We start from the raw sequence: 20,099 nt of genomic DNA, 5'->3' as shown, positions 1-20,099 counted from the left end.
CCACAATCATCTTGATTGCGTTTTTGTAAGATCGAAATCACATAACGCCCTCGGCGACAACGGAGGTCCTCCATGGCCCGAATTTCACTTTTGAGCCTACCTCTCGCGGCCCCCGGCAATAGCGCCGCACCGCGCTGGCCGAGGCTGAGCGAACGTTTATTGCCATGGTTGCTGCCACTGGGGCTGTTCGCACTCTGGTGGCTGGCCAGCCGTAATCATTGGATGAGTGAACAGATTCTGCCGCCGCCGTCGCTGGTGTGGAGCAGCGCCGTGGAACTGGCCGGCGGCGAGCTGTGGAGCCATTTGGCGATCAGCTTGCAGCGCCTGTTCTGGGGGCTGCTGGCGGGTGTCGGCGCAGGCGCCCTATTGGGTGCACTGCTGGGGTTCAGCGCCCGCGCCGAGCGCCTGATTTTTCCAACCTTCAGCGCGCTGTCGCAAGTGCCGACCCTGGCCTGGATCCCGCTGTTCATGGTGTTTTTCGGCATCGGCGAAACCCTGAAACTGGTGGTACTGGTGAAGGCCATCGTGGTGCCCGTCACCCTGCATACCTTGGTCGGCGTGCGCGACGCCCAGCCCAATTTGCGTGAAGCGGCGCGTGTGCTGCGCCTGCCGACTCATCTGTTGATCCGCCGCCTGATCCTGCCCGCCGCGCTGCCGGCGTTCATGGCCGGCGTACGCCTGGCCCTGGCGGCCGGGTGGACGTCGCTGTTGGCGGTGGAGTTGCTGGCCTCCAGCGAAGGCATCGGCTACCTGATGGTCTGGGCGCGCCAGCTGTTCATGCTCGATATCGTCTTTGTGTGCATTGTGGTTATTGGCGTGCTGGGCGTGGTGATGGACCGCGGCATCGGTTGGCTGGACCGCCAGTGGGTGCACTGGCCGCACCCGGCCACCGCGCAGATTCGTCGCGGGCCACGCTATGAAGGCTGGCAGCGCCTGCAACCGTGGCTGTTACCGCTGCTGTTGCTGGCGCTGTGGCAAGTGGCGACGCAACTTGGCTGGGTCGACCCGAACATTCTGGTCAGCCCGTGGGCGGTGCTGCAAACCACTGGTGCAGGCGTGCTGGATGGCAGCCTGTCCGGCGCCTTGGGCAAAAGCCTGGGGCGCACGTTGAGTGGCTTGCTGCTGGGTGGCGGCCTGGGCTTTGCCATGGGCCTGTGGCTGGGCCTGTCGCGGCGCAGTGAGCGGGTGCTCGGCCCGACCTTGGCCGCGCTGCGCCAGATCGCGATTTTTGCCTGGGTGCCGTTGCTCACGGCGTGGTTCGGTTTGGGTGAATTGGCCAAATCGGTGTTTATCGCCCTGGCGGCTTTTTTCCCGCTGTTTATCGCCACCCAACGCAGCGTCCTGAACCTCTCGCCGCAGTTGCGCGAGGCGGCGCAGGTGTTGCGCCTGAACCTGTTGCAACGCTTGCGCCGCCTGGTGTTGCCAGGCGCGGCGGCGGGGATTTTCGCCGGCCTGCGCCTGAGCCTGATCTACGCCTGGCTCGGCACCATCGGCGCGGAATATTTCATGCCGTCCAACGGCGGCATCGGCAGCCTGATGATCGGCGCCCAACAGCTATTGCGCATGGACGTGATCATGAGCGGCATGCTGCTGGTCGGCCTTACCGGCGCGACCCTCAATTTTATCGGCCAACGCATCGAAACCCGCGCAACCCGCTGGAGACACGCATGAACGCACCTATCGTCAGCTTCAACCATGTGGGCAAAACCTTCGACGTCGATGGCTTCGAACTGGAGGCTATTCGCGAATTCAACCTGGAGATTGCCGAGGGTGAATTCGTCGCGATTGTCGGTTCCAGTGGCTGCGGCAAATCCACCCTGCTGCGCCTGTTGGTTGGGCTCGATACGCAGTTTCGTGGCGAGATTCAGGTCGACGGCAAAGCGGTAAGCGGCATCGGTGGCGAGCGCGGCATCGTGTTCCAGGAACACCGCCTGTTCCCGTGGCTGACCGTGGCGCAAAACATCGGCCTGGGCCTGGTCAACGAGCCGCTGAGCGAGGCCGAGCGCAACCGGCGCATCAGCGATTTTATCGAGCTGGTGGGCCTCACTGACTTCACCCGCGCCTACCCTCATCAACTCTCCGGCGGCATGGCGCAGCGGGTGGCGATTGCCCGTGGGCTGGTGGCGAGCCCGCGCATCCTGTTGCTCGACGAACCCTTCGGCGCCCTTGATGCGCTGACGCGCCAGCAGATGCAGGACGAGCTCCTGGCGATTCGCGCCCGCGCCAAAATCACCACGGTGCTGGTGACCCACGATGTGGAAGAAGCGATTTTCCTCGCCGACCGCGTGGTGGTGATGGAGCCGCGACCGGGGCGGATCAAGCAAGTCGTGGATATCGCCCTGCCCCATCCGCGTCAGCGCAGCAGCTTTGAATTCCATCAACTGCGCGAAGAACTGCTGCACGAACTGATCAGCGACGGCCACTACCAGCCGCCCGTGCGCGAGCAGATTCGTGACCTGCCCTTGGCCTTTATTGCTTGCTGAACGCGAGTTCGGCCTCCGGCTGCGCCTGGCGTTCAAGCCGATTGGCGCGGGCGAAGGTACCGAAATCATTGAAGCGCACGCCCATCTCGCGCATTACGCTGTGCGCCACCTTGGCCGTCATCTGGCGGATGTAAAACGGCTCTTTCACCACAAAATGGTGGATGCCATGGGTGCTGCCGAAGTTGAAGCAGAACGCCTGCAGCGGCCACATCCACCACGGGTTGAGCACTTGGGTTTGCTGGATCACATTGCCCAGCTCCACATCGCCGTAGTAGTGCATGTTGGAGCTGACAAAGTGCAGGCAAAAAGTGCGCAACACGTTGGGGCCGATGATCACTACGGCGGCGATGTCGATCACCTGCATCATCTGCAATGTGCCGGCTGACCACTCGATCGGCGTGCCCGTCAGGCTGGCAATGCCATTGGCGGCATGGAAGCCGAGGAACACATACCACGCGCCCCAATGCAGTAGCGCCAGCGGTGCGTAAACCAGCAGGGAGCGCTTGAGAATCTTGAGTTTGTGCTGCCAGGTCTTGGCGCGCAGCATGCGGATAAAGGCCGACATGACGTTGTCACCCACCATCAGCAACCGCGCAATGCCCCACGGCTCGCCATTGGTGATGGCGCGTTCTTCCATGTCGGTCTCGGTGCCTGACACCTTGTGGTGATTGAGGTGCAGGTGGCGGCGGATCCACGGGTTGATGGTGCTCGGCCGCGCCAGCCACACCAGGCCCATCATCAGGTTGTGCGCAACGCGCTGCTTGCGAAAGTACATGCTGTGGATCAGGTCGTGTTCCAGCTCATGGGTCAGCGAGGCGAAGAAGGCGTTGAGCAGCAGGCACACCCACCAGGCCATATGCCCGGTCATGTACAGCGCCGCAGAGCCGAGCATGCCGAGCAAGGCAAACGCCAGAATGCCCGCGCCCAGCGCGTCCTGGTGCCGCAGCCAGGGGTGCTGCTGGCGCAACCTGAGGCCTTCGGCGAGCACCACTTCACGGATATGTGCTGAACGCTGTTGCGCGTTCATCTGTTGGGGACTTGCAGAAGTACCGTCCATGCTCCCATCCTCTTGTTTACTGATGCGTCCATCCTGCCCCAAGCGATCTGGCAGGACGCTAGCCCCGGACGCCAACTTGTTGACCGCAAGCGCCAATCGTCATGACCGAAGCCACTTCCCTCGCCAGCTGGACCCGCGCCCTGCGCAAACAGCTCGATGCCCTGAACCTCGACAGCGCCGCACTGTGCGCCCAGGCCGGACTTGACCCGCAGCAGATGGACGACCCGAATGCGCGCTACCCGTTGTCGGCCACCACACGCTTGTGGGCGCTGGCAGTGCAGGCCAGCGGCGACCCGGCCATTGGCCTGCGGGTGTCGCGGTTTGTCAGCCCCACCACCTTTCATGCCCTGGGGTATGCGCTGGTGGCCAGCGGCAGTCTGCGTGAGGTGTTTGAGCGGATCGTGCGTTACCACCAAGTGGTCAGCGATGCCCTGACACTGGAGCTTAGCCGAGAGGGCGAACGCTATCGCTTTCGTCTGCTGCAACCGCCCGGCAGCCCGGCGCCGGCGCTGGAAGCGATTGATGCGTTTGCGGCGATCTATGTGCGCACCTGCCGTAATCGTCTGGGCCGTGAATACGCGCCGTTGGCGGTGTACCTGCGGCGGCCGGAACCGGCTGATCCCAAGCCCTGGCACACGGTATTTCGCGCGCCGGTGTTTTTTGGCGCCGAGGAAGACCGCCTGGAGTTTGCCGCGCGGGATTTCGACAGCCACTTGGACGACGCCAACCCCGAGTTGGCCGAACACAATGAAACCGTGCTCAAACGCACCCTCGCCCAGTTGCAACCGCTGACCTGGGAGCGCAAGGTGCGCGCGATTATCGAGGCGCAGTTGCCCGAAGGTGAGCCCAGCGCCGAGCGGGTTGCCCAGGCGCTGCACTTGAGTTTGCGCAGCTTGCAGCGGCATTTGGCGGATGAAGGCTGCCGGTTTGATGCGCTGCTCAATGAGTGCCGGGAGAACCTGGCACTGCTGCACCTGCGCGATCCGCAGTGCTCATTGGCTGAGATCAGCCATTTGCTCGGGTTTGCCGATACCAGCAGTTTTAACCGGGCATTCAAGCGCTGGACGGGGCTGACGCCGGGGCAGTTTCGGGATGGGTTGCGGTAGGTAGATATTCGGTGACTGTAAGGGCCTCTTCGGGAGCAAGCCCCCTCCCACATTTGACGGTGTTCACACTTCAAAATGTGGGAGCTGGCTTGCCTGCGATGGCGATAGCCCCGGCAACCCATAACCGGGATCAGTCAGCGCCCACGATCCCGGCGCAATAATTTCCTTACCCGCGCCACCAGTGCCTTGGCATCAAACGGCTTGAGCAAATAATCATCCTCATGCAATTCCAATCCCCGCAACCGGTCCTCAATCCCGCCCGGCGTGGTCAGGAACAACATCGGCGTCTCACCCTTGAGCCGAATCGCCTGCTGCAACTTCCAGGCATTCAAGCCCGGCAGCATCACATCCAGAATCACCAGCTCGTATTCAGTGCTCTCAACCAGGCGCAACGCCGCCATGCCATTGGCCGCGACTTCGACACTGTAACCGGCCTCGTTCAAGCCCTGGGCCATCCGCCGTGCCTCTTCGGCTTCATGTTCCACTAACAGCACACGCATAACGCACCTCGATTGATCAGGCTTGCAGGCTAACACCCTCAGGTGTGCGCCGCCTCACGCAGTCGCGGCGCATCAAGGATTTCGATCTCGCCATAGCCCAGGCGCACGATGCCTTGGGCCTGCAAGTCCTTGAGCAACGCGTTGGTGGTTTGGCGTGACAGGCTCAACATCGCCGCCAGGTCTTCCTGGGGCAGTTGCAGCACACTTTTTGAGCGCTCGGTATCGCCATAACCTTCCACAATCATCAACAAACGATGGGCCAGGCGAACCGAAGCCGGCATCAGGCTCAACTGTTCGATGTTGATAAAGCTCAGGCGCAGTTTCTGGCTCATCAGCAGCGCCAGGTCGCGCCAGTACTGGGGCGACTCATCGAGGACTTTCAGCAGCGCGTGCTGCGGCACCTGCAACAGCGTGCACGGCCCGACGGCGCAGGCGTCGTGGGTGCGTGGCAGGCCGTCGAACAGGCATATTTCGCCAAACCAGTACGGCAGCTCCACCAGGCTCAACAGCGCTTCCTTGCCGTGCTCGTTCACCGCGCTGATGCGCAAGGTGCCGTCGAGTACGGCATACAGGCCACACGGCGGGTCGCCGCGCTTGAACAGATACTGCCCCGCCGCCAGCTGGCGCGGCCGGGCGTGGGCCAGCAGGCTATGCTGAAAAGCAGCAGGCAAGTGGCTGAACCACTGACCGGTGGCCAGCTGCGCGTGCCATTTCTGTGTGTCCATGAGCACTCCGAAGATTGTCGCCCAGCTGACAGTCAGTGGCAGGCCGACAGGGCATGATCAAACATCCTACAGGAGGAACAACAATGAAAAGCCTCGTCGACCACCTCAGTCAATACGCCGCCTACCACCGCGACCCGCGCAATATCGCCAGCCACTTTATCGGCATCCCGCTGATTGTCGTCGCCGTGGCGGTGCTGCTGTCACGCCCCGAATGGGCCGTCGGCAGCCTGTGGATATCTCCAGCGGTGCTGCTCGCGCTGTTTTCGGCGTGGTTTTACCTGCGCCTGGAATGGGCGCTGGGCGTGCTGATGACGCTGTTGATGGGCTTGTCGGTGTGGGCCGGGCACGTGTTGGCCGCGCAGAGCACAGCGGTGTGGCTGAGCAGCGGGATCGGGATGTTTGTGGTGGGCTGGGTGATTCAGTTTGTCGGCCACTATTACGAAGGCAGGAAGCCGGCGTTTGTGGACGACGTGTCGGGGCTGATTGTGGGGCCGTTGTTTGTGGTGGCGGAGTTGGCATTTCTGGTGGGGTTGCGGGGTGATCTGAAAAGCCAGATCGAGCAGCGCTCGGGGCCAGTGGAACGCCGCGATCTAAAGCCGAGCAAGGTCTAAATGTGGGAGCGGGCTTGCTCGCGAAAGCGGTAGATCAGTCGGTATATCTGTTGACTGACACTCCGCATTCGCGAGCAAGCCCGCTCCCACAGGGGTCTTACGGTGTTTTTAAGCTTTTTGCCAGACCTTGGGTTTGAAGAACAAGGTCTCGCCACGGGCCAAACCGGTCAGGCTGTCGTGGTCTTTCACCACTTCAGCCTCGATCAGCTCGCTTTGGCCTTCGACCTTCAAGGTCACCCGAGTCGTTGCACCGAGCGGCCGAATATCACGTACTTCAGCCGCATGGTGATCTTCCAGCTCATGCCGCGACAGTGACACTTCATGCGGACGGAACAGCACGTGCTGGTCCTCACCCAAATGCAGCCGGTTGGAATCCCCCAGGAAGTGGTACACAAAATCGCTGGCCGGGTTTTCGTAGACGTCGCCCGGTGAGCCGATCTGCTCGATCACGCCCTTGTTCATCACCACAATACGGTCGGCGACTTCCATGGCCTCTTCCTGGTCGTGAGTCACGAACACCGAGGTCAGGTTGATGTCTTCGTGCAGGCGCGCCAGCCAGCGGCGCAGTTCTTTACGCACCTTGGCGTCGAGGGCGCCGAAGGGTTCGTCCAGCAGCAGCACCTTGGGTTCTACCGCCAGGGCGCGGGCCAGGGCGATACGCTGGCGCTGGCCGCCGGAGAGCTGTTCCGGGTAGCGGTCCGACAGCCAATCGAGCTGCACCATGTTCAGCAGTTCGTGGACTTTTACCGCGATCTGGCTTTCATTCGGTCGCTGGTTTTTCGGCTTCATGCGCAGGCCGAAGGCGACGTTGTCGAACACGGTCATGTGGCGGAACAGCGCGTAGTGCTGGAACACAAAACCGACGTTGCGATCACGCACATCGTGGCCGGACACGTCCTCACCGTGGAACACGATGCTGCCGTCATCCGGGGTTTCCAGGCCGGCAATGATGCGCAGCAAGGTGGTCTTGCCGCAGCCGGACGGGCCCAGCAACGCCACCAGCTCGCCACTCTGGATGTCCAGATTGATGCTGTTCAGGGCCTTGAAGGCGTTGAAGTTCTTGCTGACATTACGGACTTCGATCGACATGACTTATTCCTCACCGGCGCTTTTGCGCAGGCGGTTGATACGGTTCTCGCTCCACTGCTTGAGCAGCAGGATGAAGAGCGCCAGGATCAGCAACAGGCTCGCGACGGCAAACGCGGCAACGTGGTTGTATTCGTTGTAGAGGATCTCGACATGCAGCGGCAGGGTGTTGGTCACGCCGCGAATGTGGCCGGACACCACCGACACCGCGCCGAACTCGCCCATCGCCCGTGCGGTACACAGCACCACGCCGTAGATCAGGCCCCATTTGATGTTCGGCACGGTCACGTGCCAGAACATCTGCCAGCCATTGGCGCCGAGCAGGCGCGCGGCCTCTTCTTCCTGGGTGCCCTGCTCCTGCATCAGCGGGATCAGTTCACGCGCCACAAACGGCACCGTCACGAAGATGGTCGCCAACACAATGCCCGGCAAGGCGAACACGATCTGGATGTCGTGGTCTTGCAGCCACGGGCCGAAGAAACCCTGGGCGCCGAACATCAACACGTAGACTAGACCTGCGATCACCGGCGACACCGAGAACGGCAGGTCGATCAGCGTGACCAGGATGCTCTTGCCACGGAACGAGTACTTGCTCACGCACCAAGCGGCGCTGACGCCGAACACCAGGTTGAGCGGCACCGAAATCACCACGGCGATCACCGTGAGTTTCAGCGCCGACAGTGCGTCGGGTTCCAGGATGGCAGTGAAAAACGCGCCGAGGCCATTCTTCAAACCCTGGGACACCACGATAAACAGTGGCAGCAGCAGGAACAGGAAGAACACCAGCCAGCCCAGGCTGATCAGGATACGTCGCGACACCGCGCTGCCACGGCGGGCAGCGTTGGCCGAGGACGCGGCGGAAATAGACGATTGGGACATGTTCCGCGCCTCCTTATGGACGTTCGATGCGCCGCTGCAACAAGTTGATCAGCAGCAGCAGGACAAAGGAAACCACCAGCATCAACACGCCAATGGAGGTGGCGCCGCGGTAGTCGTATTGGTCGAGTTTGACCATGATCAGCAACGGCAGAATCTCGGTTTTCATCGGCATGTTGCCGGCGATGAAGATCACCGAACCGTACTCACCCACGCCACGCGCGAAGGCCAGCGCGAAGCCGGTCAACCAGGCGGGCAGCAAGGCGGGCACGAGAATGTAGCGGAACACCTGCAAGGGCTTGGCGCCCAGGCAGGCGGCGGCTTCTTCGATTTCCCGCGGGATGTCGGCGAGTACCGGCTGCACCGTGCGCACCACGAACGGCAGCGTGACGAAGGTCAGCGCCAGGGTAATGCCCAGCGGGGTGTAGGCGATCTTGAAGCCCAGGTCGGCGGCGAACTGGCCGACCAGCCCGGTGGGCGTGTACAGCGCGGTCAGCGCGATACCGGCGACGGCGGTGGGCAGGGCGAATGGCAGGTCGATCATCGCATCGATGATCTTGCGACCGGGGAAGGTGTAGCGCACCAGCACCCAGGCCAGCAGCGTTCCGATCACGCCATTGATCAGCGCTGCGTAGAGCGCGGTGCTGAAGCTCAGTTTCAATGCCGCCAGCACGCGCGGTGCGGAAATAATGGCCCAGAACTGATCCCAAGTGAGTTGAGCGGCGTGTACGAACATCGCCGCGAGCGGGATGAGTACGATCAGGCTGAGGTACACCACGGTGTAGCCCAGCGTCAGCCCGAAGCCGGGTATGACGGGGGAAATACGACGCGACATAAGAGTCCTTGGTTAAAAGGTAGAAACCACTGTAGGAGCGCACTCTCTGCGGGACCTGGCTCTTCTGTGGGAGCCGGGCTTGCCCGCGATGCAGGCACCTCGGTGTGTCAGCCACACCAGGGTGATGCTATCGCAGGCAAGCCAGCTCCCACACGAGCCCAGCGCCTACAGAAAATCACGCTCCTACAGGTACTTTGGCTTACTGCGCCGAGTAAATCTGGTCGAACACGCCACCGTCGTTGAAGAATTTCGGTTGGGCAGTTTTCCAGCCGCCGAAGTCTTTGTCGATAGTCACCAGGTCCAGTTTCGGGAACTGCTGGGCGTATTTGGCGGCGACTTTCTCATCGCGTGGGCGGTAGAAGTTCTTCGCCGCAATCTCCTGGCCAGCCGGGCTGTACAGGTGCTTGAGGTATTCGGTAGCGATTTCGGTGTTGCCCTTTTTCTCGGCGTTCTTGTCGACCACGGCCACTGGAGGCTCGGCGAGGATCGACAGCGAAGGTACGACGATGTCGAACTTGTCGGCGCCGCCGTCTTCTTTCAGGGCCAGGAAGGCTTCGTTTTCCCAGGCCAGCAACACGTCACCCTGACCGTTGTTGACGAAGGTGATGGTCGAGCCCCGAGCACCGGTGTCGAGGATCGGCACGTGCTTGAACAGCTCTTTCACGTATTCCTGGGCCTTGGCTTCGCTGCCACCGGCTTTCAGGCCATAGGCCCAGGCGGCGAGGAAGTTCCAGCGCGCACCGCCGGAGGTTTTCGGGTTCGGGGTGATCACCGAAACGTCTTTCTTGATCAGGTCGCCCCAATCCTTGATGCCTTTAGGGTTGCCCTTGCGCACCAGGAACACGATGGTCGAGGTGTACGGGGTGCTGGCGTCCGGCAGGCGGGTTTGCCAGTTCTCCGGCAGGGTCTTGCCCAATTTGGCGATTTCGTCGATGTCACCGGCCAGGGCCAGGGTCACCACGTCGGCGCGCAGGCCGTCGATCACCGCTCGGCCTTGCTTGCCCGAGCCACCGTGGGATTGCTGGATCTTGACGTTGTCGCCGGGGTGGGACTGTTTCCAGAAGTTGGTGAACTCAGCGTTGTAGTCCTGGTACAGCTCACGGGTCGGGTCATACGAGACGTTAAGCAACTCGTAGTCCTTGGCAACAGCGGAACCGGCAAACACAGCGCTGGCCAGTGCGGCCAGGGCGTAACGGCGAATCGACGACATAGAAGGCTCCTGAAATTCTTGGGTGTTGGCTTTTCTTATAGTTGCGGGTCTATCGCCGGTGGTGCTTAAGCCGGTTTGTTGCCCGGGTTCTGCAAACGGAATTTTTCCTTGCGTTCGATCTGTACCACTTGGGCGTTGTGCACAGTGATTTCCACCGCGCCAAACCGCAGGTCGCGCAAGGCGCTCTGGATCTCACGCAAAATGGCTGCTTCGTCCTGGCCGTCGACGCTACGTAGAGATGCGCTCATGGTCTCGCTCCTGAAATGAATAGTGCCTGGCAGTGGCGGCACTGCTTGCGGCGTGAGGGCGATAGTAGATAAGCGCGGATATTCTTAAAAATACTATTTAAGAATGTTTATATAACCAGAAAGAATTTTCTGGCAGGACGTGGGGTTGCGCGGGTTTTTGCGACGTCAACACTGTAAATAAGCCGTGCCGAGATCAAAATGTGGGAGCGGGCTTGCTCGCGAAGGCGGTGGCTCAGCCACAGATTTATTGACTGACACTCCGCCTTCGCGAGCAAGCCCGCTCCCACATTTGATCGTATTTCAAGTCCGGATAGCAGGTGCCCGGTGCCAATCAATCTCCTGTGCCGGCATCGGCCGCCCAAACCAATACCCCTGGCCCAGATCGCACTCCTGCTCCAACAGGAACCGCGCCTGTTCCACTTGCTCGATCCCTTCGGCATGCACCTGCATGCCCATGCTTTTTGCCAGGGCGATCACCACGCGCACAATCGCCGCGTCGTCCTCATCCCACGGCAACCCGGCGACAAAGCCCTGGTCGATCTTGAGTTTCTGCACCGGCAGGCGCTTGAGGCGCAACAACGACGAATAGCCGGTGCCAAAATCATCGATGGCCAGGCGCAAGCCCAGCTCGCGCAGGCGGTGCAGTTGCTCAAGGGCGACTTCGGGGTCATCCATCACCGCGCTTTCGGTGACTTCCAACTCAAGGAACGCCGGATCGAGACCGGTGGCGTGCAGCACCTGGGCAACTTGCTCGTACAGCTCGCGCCGGGCGAACAGGCGGCTGGAGACATTCACCGCAACAAAGCTCAGCGGCGCGCCGTCCGCCAACCATTGGCACATCTGGCGACAGGCCTGATCCATCACCCAGGCGTCGATATCGGCTATCAGCCCGGTGCGTTCGGCGATGGGGATAAAATCCCCCGGTGGCACCAGGCCGCGCTCCGGATGCTGCCAGCGCACCAGCGCTTCGACGCCGATCAGGCGGCTGCCGTGCAGGTCATGCACCGGCTGGTAGTAGACGCGCAGTTCCTGTTGGTCGAGGGCACGGCGCAACTCGCTGGCGATTTCCACGCGGTTCTGCGCGTGGGCGGTCAACTCTTCGGTGTACAAGGCGTAGCTTTCGCGGCCGGCGCTCTTGGCCTTGAACAGTGCGGAGTCGGCATTGCGCAGCAGTTGCTGGGCGCTGAGGGCATCACTGGGGAACAGGCTGATGCCGATGCTGGCGCTGATAAACAGCTGGTGGCCATCAAAGATAAACGGCTGCTTCATCGCATCGAGCATGCGCTGGGCCAAGGCGGCGGCCTGCACCACCTGTGGACAACTTTCGGCCAGCACCGCGAACTCGTCGCCGCCCAGCCGCGCCAAAGTCACGCCGGGGCCGAACAGACCTTTGAGGCGCTCGCCCACCGCCTTGAGCAACTGGTCGCCGACGTTATGGCCGAGGCTGTCATTGATGATCTTGAAGTGGTCCAGGTCCAGCAACAGCAAGGCACAGCCACGTTTATGCACCTGCGCCGAGGCCAGTGCCTGCTCGGCACGGTCGGTGAACAGCAGGCGATTAGGCAGGTCGGTCAGCGGGTCGTGGTGAGCGAGGTGGGCCAGTTCGTGCTCGGAATCCTTGATGGCGCTGATGTCGGAAAACACCGCAACGTAGTGGCTGACCTTGCCTGAGTCGTCGTGGATCTCGCGAATGGTTTGCCACTGTGGATAAATTTCACCGCTTTTGCGTCGGTTCCAGATCTCGCCGCTCCATTCGCCCGTGCGCTCCAGGGTCTGGAACACCTGCTGGTAGAAACTCGACGAATGGCGCCCGGACTTGAACAGGCTCGGCCGTTCACCCATCACGTCCTCTCGGCTGTAGCCGGTGATCTCCATAAACGCCCGGTTGACGTGCACGATCAGCCCCTGGGCGTCAGTGACCAGCACGCCTTCTCGGGTGCAATCGAACACGGCGGCCGCCTGGCGCAGGCGTTCGCGGTTTTCTTTCAGCGGTTGCTGCAACTGGTGGGTACGCGCAAACCGCGCGCATAGCAGGTAAATCGCCAGCGCGCTGAGGGCCACCCACACATAGCCGCGCACCTGCAGCCAGCGCCCCAATGCCTGCGGGTCATCGAGAAAGTTGATCAATAGGTGGTGACTGAGCTGGAGCCACACAATGGAAACCAGCAGGTATACCAGCCCCACGCGCAGGGCACCTCGGTACGAAAACAGCATATGGTCAGTAATCCTTACCAAAAAAACAAAATCGCCCTACAAAGGCTGCGGATTATAGAATAAGAAACATCCAGTCACTTCTATCTGAAAGGGCGGCTGGTTTTCTCTGTAGGCTTAGTGATAATGCGTGAGCTGGTTTTTTCTTTATCTGAGGGCCATACAGCCTATGTGGTACAACGGTTTTCTTGACCTGTCAGCCTGGCAACTGGTGGCAGTCACTCTGTTGATGACCCACGTGACCATCGTTGGGGTCACCGTCTATCTGCACCGCTATTCAGCCCATCGCTCCCTGGAGCTCAATGCCGGCCTGAAACACTTCTTCCGCTTCTGGCTGTGGCTGACCACGGCGCAGAACACCCGCGAGTGGACCGCTATCCACCGCAAACACCACGCCAAATGCGAAACCGTTGACGACCCGCACAGCCCGGTCGTCAAAGGCCTGTCCACCGTGTTGCGCAAAGGCGCCGAGCTGTACCGCGCCGAGGCCGAAAACCCCGAGACCCTGCGTATCTACGGCAAAAACTGCCCGGATGACTGGATCGAACGCAAAATCTATACGCCTTACCCACTGTTGGGCGTGGCGATCATGGGCGTCATCGACCTGCTGCTGTTCGGCACCATCGGCATCACCATCTGGGCGATCCAGATGATGTGGATTCCCTTCTGGGCGGCCGGCGTGATCAACGGCCTGGGCCATGCCGTGGGCTATCGCAACTTCGAATGCCGTGACGCGGCCACCAACCTGGTGCCTTGGGGCATCATCGTCGGCGGCGAAGAGCTGCATAACAACCACCACACCTACCCCAACTCGGCCAAGCTGTCGGTGAAGAAGTGGGAGTTCGACCTGGGCTGGGCGTGGATCAAAGTGTTCAGCTTCCTGCGCCTGGCCAAAGTGCAGCGCGTGGCGCCCATCGCTCACCGTGTCGAAGGCAAAGGCCATCTGGACATGGACACCGCCATGGCGATCCTCAACAACCGCTTCCAGATCATGGCCCAGTACCGCAAGTTGGTGATTGGCCCGCTGGTCAAGCAGGAGCTGCAGAAGGTCGATCACTCGGTGCGCCACCAATTCCACCGCGCCAAGCGCCTGCTGTCGCGTGAAACCAGCTTGCTCGATGACCGCCACCATGTGCGTATCCAGAGCATGCTGGAGCACAGCCACGCGCTCACTGTGATCTACGAGAAGCGCCTGGCGCTGCAGCAGATCTGGCTGAAGACCAGCTCCAATGGCCACGACATGCTGGCCGCGATCAAGGAATGGGTGCACGAGGCCGAGGCCAGCGGCATCCAGTCCCTGCGCGATTTTGCCCACCAGCTGAAGACCTATTCGCTGCGCCCTGCAGCGGTCTGACCCGGCGTTCACAGCCCGCTTGTTGTGGTGAGCGGGCTTGCCACAACAAGCCCGCTCGCCACAGTAAAAACACGCAGCAAAACTAGCCCATTCTCCCCGAAAATCGGCCTACAACCGGTTTCTGACGCCATTTCTTAGTCAAGCCGCTCACGGAACTTCACCGCAATTCCCCTCTCTCAATGAACACTTCGCCATCATGGTGACCCTTGTAGTGATCGCTGCTCCATCCTGCGACGCGCCCAGAGAGAGTTGTACCGATGGTTCACGAAAACACCTGTTCACTCGATGCTCCTACTGCCGAGGCTCCTCGCCCGGCGGCGGCGGCCACCCTGTTGGCGCTCATGCACGCCCAGGGTGAGGTCGAACGGTTGAGCGAGCGCGAGCAGTTGCTGAGCTCGCTGCTGGTCAGTGTGAATGCCGTGTTGTGGGCCATTGATTGGGAAACGCGCCGCGTGCTGTACGTCAGCCCAGCCTACGAGCGCGTCTTTGGCCGTTCAGCCGGTTTGCTGCTTGCCGACCACCGCGAATGGCGCAACAGCATCCACCCCGAAGACCTCGACTACGCCGAACACAGCCTCGCCCGCGTGCTGGAGCAAGGCGCCGTGGAGGACCGCGAGTACCGCATCATCACCGCTGACGGGCAGATTCGCTGGCTGAGCGACAAGTGCTACATCAACCAACAGGTTGAGCCCGGTAAGCCGGTGATTGTGGTCGGCATGGCCGAAGACATCACCGAAAAGAAACAGATGGAGCTGGAGCTGCACCGCCTCGCCACCACCGATGTGCTGACGCAGAGCAGCAACCGCCGGCACTTTTTCGAATGCGCCAACCAGGCCTTCGACAGCGCCTGCGCCCAAGGCTCGCCATTGGCATTCCTGTTGCTGGACATCGATGATTTCAAGGACGTCAACGACAGCTACGGCCATCTGGAGGGCGATCAGGTGTTGCGGCGTATCGCCGAGAGCGGGCGCGGCGTATTGCGCCGTGGCGACCTGTTCGGGCGCATTGGCGGCGAAGAGTTCGCCGCCGTGTTGCCCGGTTGTGCGCCGGAGATGGCGTTGCAGGTGGCCGAGCGGCTGGGCAAGGAGATCCAGGCGCTGAGCTTCAGCTTTGAAGGCCGGCAGTTCACCGTGACCGTCAGCCAGGGCTTGGCCAGCTTGCGCGAAGAAGACTCAACCCTGGACAGCCTGTTTGCACGGGCCGATGCGGCGATGTATGAAGCCAAGCGCCAGGGCAAAAACCGCGTAATCGCGGGTTAACCCGAATCAAAAATGTGGGAGCGGGCTTGCTCGCGAATGCGGTGTGCCAGGCGCCGAAAATATTGACTGATCCACCGCATTCGCGAGCAAGCCCGCTCCCACACTTGATCCTCGTTATCAGCTAGGCTTTGCGCACCCGCGTCAGCTCTGACAACCCGACGCGCAGCAAGCGCGCCGTCTTACTGCCGGCCAGCGCTTCCAGCCCTTCGTGCTCAGTCAGGCGCGCCATTTGCGCCGCCAGGTTCATCACCAGCGATTCACGCGAATACACCCCGCCTTCGAGCGAGTAGATCGCCGCAATCAGCTGGCGCAGTTCCAACGGCAAGCGCCAACGCGCGCGCAAGGCCGAACCATAAGCCGCACCAAATGTGTCCAGCGACTCACCAATCGCTTCGTCGTCCAACGCCCCGCCACCCTGGCACCAGTCTTCCAGGCAACGCAACAACGCCAAATCGCCCAGCCGATGCAGAATACCGGCGCTGTAGCAGCGCTCGTGGTCCAGCTCCAGCATGCGTGCCAGGCGGCGGGCATAGTCGGCGGTGTCTTGGGACAACTGCCAATGGCGCTCGGCATACGCCAGCAGCGCCGGGTCACCCAACACGACGTTGTGCTTGAGCGCCAGGCCCAGGATCAGGTTCATGCTTTGCCCGGCCGCCAGCTTGTGCAGCGCCGCCGACAGCGTTTGTACCGGCGTGCCGTGATGGCCGGCGCTGTTGGCGGCGGCGATCAGTACGGCCGTGATTTGCGGGTCGATGCGCACCCGGTCTTCCAGCTGTTTAAGGTCCAGGCCATCGGGTGTGAGGCTGTGCTGGACGGCATCTTTGACGTCCACCCGCAACGGCGCGCCGTCGCAGGCGTCACGGCGGCGCTCCAGGAACACCGGCAAGGTCATGCCGGGCGCCAGCGGCGGGATCTCGCAATACACGCTTTCGCCTTCGTTCAGCAGCAAATCTTGCAGGCGCTGCGTGAGGCCTTCCATGTTCAGCGGTTTGGTCAGGTACGCCGTCGGCGCCAGGGGCAACGCTTCACGCACGCTGGCGCTGTCATTGCGACTGCTCAGCAGGATGAAGGGCAATGAGCGGCGCTTCTGGCGCACGCTGCGCAGCAAGCTCAGGCCATCAACGCCCGGCAGCTCCCAATCCGCCAGGATCAGGTCGTAGGTTTTATCTCGCAGCAGCGTGGCCGCTTGCTGCCCATCTGCACACACGTCCAGCCGTGCGTCGCAGCGCACATTCAACAACACTTGTTTGAGTAAGTCCCGCGACCAAGGGTCCGCCTCGGCAATCAGCACTCGGGGTACAGCCGGTAAATCAACAGCAGTCATCCAGCACGCTCCATCGGCAATGCTGCAACCTTAGACAATCAAGCCCCCTGCGTACAATGAACATGGCCTGAATGTGTTGCATCGGGCACAAAAAAACCCGCCGAAGCGGGTTTTTTCTGTCGATCAGGTCAGCTTGCGCTTACAGCTCGGAGAAGCACTCTTCGATGATCGCCAAACCTTTGTCCAACTGCTCGTCCGGCGAGGTCAGCGGGACCAGCACGCGCAACACGTTGCCGTAAGTGCCGCACGACAGCAGGATCAGGCCCTTGTCACGCGCCTTGGCCACCACGGAGGCAACGGCAGCGGCGTTCGGCTTGTGGCTGTCGCCACCTTCGAACAGCTCCACCGCGATCATCGCGCCCAGGGCACGCACTTCGCCGATCACCGGGTACTTGGCTTGAATGGCTTTCAGGCCAGTGACCAGGCGCTCGCCGACGGCCTTGCAGCGGTCCAGCAGGTGCTCTTCTTCGAACACTTCCATCACGGCCAGGGCCGCGGCGCACGCGATCGGGCTACCGGCGTAGGTGCCGCCCAGGCCGCCTGGGGCGATGGCGTCCATGTATTCAGCCTTGCCGCACACACCGGCCAACGGGAAGCCGCCGGCGATGGATTTGGCGAAGGTGGTCAGGTCGGCGGCAACGCCCATCTGTTCCATGGCGAAGAACGTACCGGTACGGCCTGCGCCAGTTTGCACTTCGTCGGCGATCAGCAGGATGCCGTGCTTGTCGCACAGTTCACGCAGGCGCTTCATGAAGGATTTAGGCGCGACGTAGAAGCCGCCTTCGCCCTGCACCGGCTCGATGATGATGGCAGCGATATCACGCGGCTCGGCATCGTTTTTGAAGATGCGTTCGATGCTGGCGATGGCATCGTCGTCGCTCACACCGTGCAGTTCGTTCGGGAACAGCGCACGGAACACGCCGCCTGGCATCAGGCCCATGCCGGCCGAGTAAGGCACGACTTTGCCGGTCAGGCCCAGGGTCATCATGGTGCGGCCGTGGTAGGCGCCGGTGAAGGCGATCACGCCGGCACGGCCAGTGGCAGCGCGGGCGATTTTCACGGCGTTTTCTACGGCTTCGGAACCGGTGGTGACCAGCAGGGTTTTCTTGGCGAAATCGCCTGGCACCTTGGCGTTGATTTTTTCACACAGTTCCACGTACGGCTCGTAGGCCAGAACCTGGAAGCAGGTGTGGGTCAGCTTGTTCAACTGTTCAGTCACGGCAGCGATAATTTTCGGGTGCACGTGGCCGGTGTTCAGCACGGCGATACCGCCGGCGAAGTCGATGAACTCGCGACCTTCAACGTCGGTCACGGTGGCGTTCTTCGCGGATTCGGCGAAGATCGGGTGAATCTGGCCAACACCGCGCGGTACAGCGGCTTCGCGGCGTTTCATCAGGGATGCGTTGGTCTTGCTCATAAAGTCCTCATTCGCCACTCATCGGGTGGCGTGGTCCAAGGAATACGTGGCGGGGAGGCAACTACGGCAGCATGCGATGATCGACTGCCACAGCTTTCCCGGCCACTACGAATAACGGTGTGAAACACGCAAAGGGTCAGCGCTCTCGTGCCCTCTGCGTTTGCTGCGATCTCTTACCGGTCAGATGCCCAGGCAGAGGTATTTGATTTCCAGGTAATCCTCGATCCCGTACTTGGAGCCTTCACGGCCCAGGCCCGAGGCCTTGATGCCGCCAAACGGCGCCACTTCGTTGGAGATCAACCCGGTGTTGACGCCGACCATGCCGTATTCCAGGGCTTCAGCCACACGGAACACACGGCCCAGGTCGCGGGCGTAGAAGTAGGATGCCAGGCCGAACTCGGTGTCGTTGGACATCGCGATCACTTCGGCTTCGTCTTTGAAGCGGAACAGCGGCGCCAGTGGGCCAAAGGTTTCTTCCTTGGCAACGGCGGCGTCTTTCGGCACGTCAACCAGGATGGTCGGCTCGAAGAAGTTGCCTTCCATCACCTTGCCACCGGCCAGCAGCTTGGCGCCTTTGCTCAGGGCATCAGCGATGTGCTCCTGAACCTTGGCCACGGCTTTTTCGTCAATCAGCGGGCCGGTGGTGGTGCCTTCTTCCAGACCGTTGCCGATCTTGAGTTTGGCCACGGCCACTTTGAGTTTCTCGGCGAACGCGTCGTACACCGAATCCTGAATGTACAGGCGGTTGGCGCAGACGCAGGTCTGGCCGTTGTTGCGGTATTTGGAAATGATCGCGCCTTCGACGGCCTTATCCAGATCTGCGTCGTCGAACACGATAAACGGCGCGTTGCCGCCCAGCTCCAGGGATACTTTCTTGATGTCCTTGGCGCATTCGGCCATCAGCTGGCGACCGATTTCAGTGGAGCCGGTGAAGGACAATTTACGCACGATCGGGTTGCTGGTCAGCTCGCCGCCGATGTCGCCGGCACTGCCGGTGACCACACTGAGCACGCCTTTAGGGATGCCGGCACGGTGCGCCAGCTCAACCAGGGCCAGAGCCGAGAACGGCGTTTGCGAAGCCGGCTTGATCACCATGGTGCAACCGGCGGCCAGGGCCGGGCCAGCTTTACGGGTGATCATCGCGGCCGGGAAGTTCCACGGCGTGATCGCAGCAGTTACGCCGATCGGCTGCTTGATCACGATCAGGCGCTTGTCGGGCTGGTGGCCGGGAATTACGTCACCGTAGATGCGCTTGGCCTCTTCGGCGAACCACTCGATAAAGGAGGCGGCGTAGACGATTTCGCCCTTGGCTTCGGCCAGTGGCTTGCCTTGTTCCAGGGTCATCAGGCGACCGAGGTCGTCCTGGTTTTCGATCAGCAGCTCGAACCAACGGCGCAGCTTGTTCGCGCGCTCCTTGGCGGTCAGCGCACGCCAAGCCGGCAGCGCCTTGTCGGCCGCTTCGATGGCGCGGCGGGTTTCGGCAGCGCCCATCTTCGGCACAGTGCCGAGAATCTCGCCCGTGGCCGGGTTGTTGACCTTGATGGTTTGACCGTTGTCCGCATCCACCCAAGCGCCATCGATAAAGGCTTGTTGGCGGAACAACTGGGTATCTTTGAGCTGCATGTCGGCTTTCCTTAACAGCACCGCGCGCACGCGGAGCGAATTAGAGTTGTTGAAAGGCGCCTTGTGGGCTGCCGTCAGGGAAATCAGCCCCAGCGCGCGGGAACAGTGAAAGAGCGCACGGGAGACAGAGCGTTTGAAATCTCAAACGAATCCTAGGATCAATGGGGGTACAGG

The 20,099-nt window shown here is 61.5% G+C and carries 18 protein-coding genes; 6 read left to right on the top strand and 12 right to left on the bottom strand.

Going from position 1 to position 20,099, the window contains the following annotated elements; translation table 11 throughout:
• The first annotated feature begins 72 nt into the window (after positions 1-72).
• Positions 73-1,671, top strand: a complete 1,599-nt coding sequence (locus HX783_RS13480; protein WP_177017189.1) for an ABC transporter permease — start codon at positions 73-75, stop codon at positions 1,669-1,671.
• Positions 1,668-2,483: an ABC transporter ATP-binding protein gene (locus tag HX783_RS13475; RefSeq protein WP_177017188.1), complete on the top strand. Its 816-nt coding sequence runs from the start codon at positions 1,668-1,670 to the stop codon at positions 2,481-2,483. The genes HX783_RS13480 and HX783_RS13475 overlap by 4 nt, the downstream gene beginning before the upstream one ends.
• Here HX783_RS13475 and HX783_RS13470 read toward each other — a convergent pair.
• The gene (locus tag HX783_RS13470; protein ID WP_177017187.1) at positions 2,470-3,540 is read right to left on the bottom strand and encodes a fatty acid desaturase; all 1,071 of its coding nucleotides are present in this window, start codon (positions 3,538-3,540) and stop codon (positions 2,470-2,472) included. The two genes, HX783_RS13475 and HX783_RS13470, sit on opposite strands and share 14 nt — an antisense overlap.
• A gap of 101 nt (positions 3,541-3,641) precedes the next feature.
• On the opposite strand from HX783_RS13470, the gene HX783_RS13465 reads away from it, so the two are divergent.
• Complete coding sequence (locus tag HX783_RS13465) at positions 3,642-4,646, top strand: AraC family transcriptional regulator (RefSeq protein WP_177017186.1); 1,005 nt, start codon at positions 3,642-3,644, stop codon at positions 4,644-4,646.
• Positions 4,647-4,780: 134 nt separating this feature from the next.
• On the opposite strand, the gene HX783_RS13460 is transcribed toward HX783_RS13465, so the two are convergent.
• Both HX783_RS13460 and HX783_RS13455 read right to left on the bottom strand, forming a co-directional pair.
• Positions 4,781-5,146: a response regulator gene (locus HX783_RS13460; RefSeq protein ID WP_159953619.1), complete on the bottom strand. Its 366-nt coding sequence runs from the start codon at positions 5,144-5,146 to the stop codon at positions 4,781-4,783.
• Positions 5,147-5,184: 38 nt separating this feature from the next.
• Positions 5,185-5,871, bottom strand: a complete 687-nt coding sequence (locus HX783_RS13455) for a Crp/Fnr family transcriptional regulator (RefSeq protein ID WP_177017185.1) — start codon at positions 5,869-5,871, stop codon at positions 5,185-5,187.
• Positions 5,872-5,954: 83 nt separating this feature from the next.
• Here HX783_RS13455 and HX783_RS13450 point away from each other — a divergent pair, with 83 nt between their 5' ends.
• Positions 5,955-6,482: a DUF962 domain-containing protein gene (locus HX783_RS13450; RefSeq protein ID WP_177017184.1), complete on the top strand. Its 528-nt coding sequence runs from the start codon at positions 5,955-5,957 to the stop codon at positions 6,480-6,482.
• 108 nt (positions 6,483-6,590) lie between these two features.
• Here HX783_RS13450 and HX783_RS13445 read toward each other — a convergent pair whose 3' ends face one another.
• The 6 genes from HX783_RS13445 to dibA all read right to left on the bottom strand — a co-directional run bounded on the left by HX783_RS13445 (position 6,591) and on the right by dibA (position 12,951).
• Positions 6,591-7,571: a sulfate/molybdate ABC transporter ATP-binding protein gene (locus tag HX783_RS13445; RefSeq protein WP_046034569.1), complete on the bottom strand. Its 981-nt coding sequence runs from the start codon at positions 7,569-7,571 to the stop codon at positions 6,591-6,593.
• A 3-nt stretch (positions 7,572-7,574) separates the two neighbouring features.
• Positions 7,575-8,447 carry a sulfate ABC transporter permease subunit CysW gene (gene cysW / locus HX783_RS13440; RefSeq protein ID WP_159953616.1) on the bottom strand — a complete coding sequence of 291 codons (873 nt, stop codon included), beginning with the start codon at positions 8,445-8,447 and terminating at the stop codon, positions 7,575-7,577.
• A 13-nt stretch (positions 8,448-8,460) separates the two neighbouring features.
• Positions 8,461-9,279 carry a sulfate ABC transporter permease subunit CysT gene (gene cysT, locus HX783_RS13435; RefSeq protein WP_159953615.1) on the bottom strand — a complete coding sequence of 273 codons (819 nt, stop codon included), beginning with the start codon at positions 9,277-9,279 and terminating at the stop codon, positions 8,461-8,463.
• A gap of 199 nt (positions 9,280-9,478) precedes the next feature.
• On the bottom strand, positions 9,479-10,489 hold the full coding sequence (locus HX783_RS13430; protein ID WP_159953614.1) for a sulfate ABC transporter substrate-binding protein: 1,011 nt from the start codon (positions 10,487-10,489) through the stop codon (positions 9,479-9,481).
• A 65-nt stretch (positions 10,490-10,554) separates the two neighbouring features.
• On the bottom strand, positions 10,555-10,737 hold the full coding sequence (oscA, locus tag HX783_RS13425) for a sulfur starvation response protein OscA (protein ID WP_010565387.1): 183 nt from the start codon (positions 10,735-10,737) through the stop codon (positions 10,555-10,557).
• 300 nt (positions 10,738-11,037) lie between these two features.
• A complete protein-coding gene (gene dibA / locus HX783_RS13420) occupies positions 11,038-12,951 on the bottom strand; it encodes a phosphodiesterase DibA (protein WP_177017183.1) in 1,914 nt (637 codons plus the stop codon).
• A gap of 166 nt (positions 12,952-13,117) precedes the next feature.
• Between dibA and desA the strand changes: the two genes are divergently transcribed.
• Positions 13,118-14,302: a delta-9 fatty acid desaturase DesA gene (gene desA, locus HX783_RS13415; protein WP_159953612.1), complete on the top strand. Its 1,185-nt coding sequence runs from the start codon at positions 13,118-13,120 to the stop codon at positions 14,300-14,302.
• Positions 14,303-14,559: 257 nt separating this feature from the next.
• Complete coding sequence (locus HX783_RS13410; RefSeq protein ID WP_177017182.1) at positions 14,560-15,561, top strand: sensor domain-containing diguanylate cyclase; 1,002 nt, start codon at positions 14,560-14,562, stop codon at positions 15,559-15,561.
• A 121-nt stretch (positions 15,562-15,682) separates the two neighbouring features.
• Here HX783_RS13410 and HX783_RS13405 read toward each other — a convergent pair whose 3' ends face one another.
• The 3 genes from HX783_RS13405 to gabD all read right to left on the bottom strand — a co-directional run bounded on the left by HX783_RS13405 (position 15,683) and on the right by gabD (position 19,925).
• On the bottom strand, positions 15,683-16,885 hold the full coding sequence (locus tag HX783_RS13405; RefSeq protein WP_177017181.1) for an HDOD domain-containing protein: 1,203 nt from the start codon (positions 16,883-16,885) through the stop codon (positions 15,683-15,685).
• Positions 16,886-17,024: 139 nt separating this feature from the next.
• The gene (gene gabT, locus HX783_RS13400) at positions 17,025-18,302 is read right to left on the bottom strand and encodes a 4-aminobutyrate--2-oxoglutarate transaminase (protein ID WP_106577350.1); all 1,278 of its coding nucleotides are present in this window, start codon (positions 18,300-18,302) and stop codon (positions 17,025-17,027) included.
• Between the two features lie 180 nt (positions 18,303-18,482).
• Positions 18,483-19,925 (bottom strand): NADP-dependent succinate-semialdehyde dehydrogenase, encoded by a 1,443-nt coding sequence (gabD, locus tag HX783_RS13395; protein ID WP_177017180.1) that lies wholly within the window; start codon positions 19,923-19,925, stop codon positions 18,483-18,485.
• Positions 19,926-20,099: the final 174 nt, after the last annotated feature.

It is taken from the genome of Pseudomonas sp. D2002 (assembly GCF_013385735.1).
Taxonomy (GTDB): domain Bacteria; phylum Pseudomonadota; class Gammaproteobacteria; order Pseudomonadales; family Pseudomonadaceae; genus Aquipseudomonas.
Note: the sequence above shows the minus strand (reverse complement) of the source record. Positions and strands in the feature narration are given on the sequence as shown.

Excerpts from the sequence above, each read along its gene's own strand:
- HX783_RS13480 (WP_177017189.1), top strand. The coding sequence starts at position 73 with ATGGCCCGAATTTCACTTTTGAGCCTACCTCTCGCGGCCCCCGGCAAT.
- HX783_RS13475 (WP_177017188.1), top strand. The coding sequence starts at position 1,668 with ATGAACGCACCTATCGTCAGCTTCAACCATGTGGGCAAAACCTTCGAC.
- HX783_RS13470 (WP_177017187.1), bottom strand. The coding sequence starts at position 3,540 with ATGGACGGTACTTCTGCAAGTCCCCAACAGATGAACGCGCAACAGCGT.
- HX783_RS13465 (WP_177017186.1), top strand. The coding sequence starts at position 3,642 with ATGACCGAAGCCACTTCCCTCGCCAGCTGGACCCGCGCCCTGCGCAAA.
- HX783_RS13460 (WP_159953619.1), bottom strand. The coding sequence starts at position 5,146 with ATGCGTGTGCTGTTAGTGGAACATGAAGCCGAAGAGGCACGGCGGATG.
- HX783_RS13455 (WP_177017185.1), bottom strand. The coding sequence starts at position 5,871 with ATGGACACACAGAAATGGCACGCGCAGCTGGCCACCGGTCAGTGGTTC.
- HX783_RS13450 (WP_177017184.1), top strand. The coding sequence starts at position 5,955 with ATGAAAAGCCTCGTCGACCACCTCAGTCAATACGCCGCCTACCACCGC.
- HX783_RS13445 (WP_046034569.1), bottom strand. The coding sequence starts at position 7,571 with ATGTCGATCGAAGTCCGTAATGTCAGCAAGAACTTCAACGCCTTCAAG.
- cysW (WP_159953616.1), bottom strand. The coding sequence starts at position 8,447 with ATGTCCCAATCGTCTATTTCCGCCGCGTCCTCGGCCAACGCTGCCCGC.
- cysT (WP_159953615.1), bottom strand. The coding sequence starts at position 9,279 with ATGTCGCGTCGTATTTCCCCCGTCATACCCGGCTTCGGGCTGACGCTG.
- HX783_RS13430 (WP_159953614.1), bottom strand. The coding sequence starts at position 10,489 with ATGTCGTCGATTCGCCGTTACGCCCTGGCCGCACTGGCCAGCGCTGTG.
- oscA (WP_010565387.1), bottom strand. The coding sequence starts at position 10,737 with ATGAGCGCATCTCTACGTAGCGTCGACGGCCAGGACGAAGCAGCCATT.
- dibA (WP_177017183.1), bottom strand. The coding sequence starts at position 12,951 with ATGCTGTTTTCGTACCGAGGTGCCCTGCGCGTGGGGCTGGTATACCTG.
- desA (WP_159953612.1), top strand. The coding sequence starts at position 13,118 with ATGTGGTACAACGGTTTTCTTGACCTGTCAGCCTGGCAACTGGTGGCA.
- HX783_RS13410 (WP_177017182.1), top strand. The coding sequence starts at position 14,560 with ATGGTTCACGAAAACACCTGTTCACTCGATGCTCCTACTGCCGAGGCT.
- HX783_RS13405 (WP_177017181.1), bottom strand. The coding sequence starts at position 16,885 with ATGACTGCTGTTGATTTACCGGCTGTACCCCGAGTGCTGATTGCCGAG.
- gabT (WP_106577350.1), bottom strand. The coding sequence starts at position 18,302 with ATGAGCAAGACCAACGCATCCCTGATGAAACGCCGCGAAGCCGCTGTA.
- gabD (WP_177017180.1), bottom strand. The coding sequence starts at position 19,925 with ATGCAGCTCAAAGATACCCAGTTGTTCCGCCAACAAGCCTTTATCGAT.